General features: G+C 51.9%; 1 rRNA gene. It reads right to left on the bottom strand.

Annotation, left to right across the window (positions count from 1 at the left end):
* Positions 1-464, bottom strand: a 16S ribosomal RNA gene (locus A3842_RS13010); the annotation flags it as partial.
* Between the last annotated feature and the right edge of the window lie 176 nt (positions 465-640).

The raw sequence follows: 640 nt of genomic DNA on the forward strand, positions 1-640 counted from the left end.
CTACCGGACGTTCTTCCCTGGCAACAGAGCTTTACGATCCGAAAACCTTCATCACTCACGCGGCGTTGCTCCGTCAGGCTTTCGCCCATTGCGGAAGATTCCCTACTGCTGCCTCCCGTAGGAGTCTGGGCCGTGTCTCAGTCCCAGTGTGGCCGTTCACCCTCTCAGGTCGGCTACGCATCGTCGCCTTGGTAGGCCGTTACCCCACCAACTAGCTAATGCGCCGCAGGCCCATCCTCTAGTAGCAGATTACTCCGCCTTTCATCCCTCGCCCATGAGGGTGAAGGAATTATCCGGTATTAGCTACCGTTTCCGGTAGTTATCCCAGTCTAGAGGGGAGGTTGCCTACGTGTTACTCACCCGTCCGCCGCTAAGCTTATCCCGAAGGATAAGCTCCGCTCGACTTGCATGTATTAGGCACGCCGCCAGCGTTCGTCCTGAGCCAGGATCAAACTCTCCAAATTGGTATTTAGAAAGAGCGATTGCTCATTTTGAAACATCTGACGAGAATAAAATATTCTCTATTTTTGGATCTCACTTGTGTGAAATCCCACTCACTCGTTGTTCAGTTTTCAAAGATCAAGCTCGTCGTCGGCGCCGATTATCTCGTCACCAGCAACTCTTATAATATATCACGTTC

Origin of the sequence: Paenibacillus sp. P3E, from assembly GCF_001909045.1 — a bacterium.
GTDB classification, from domain to species: domain Bacteria; phylum Bacillota; class Bacilli; order Paenibacillales; family Paenibacillaceae; genus Paenibacillus_AQ; species Paenibacillus_AQ helianthi.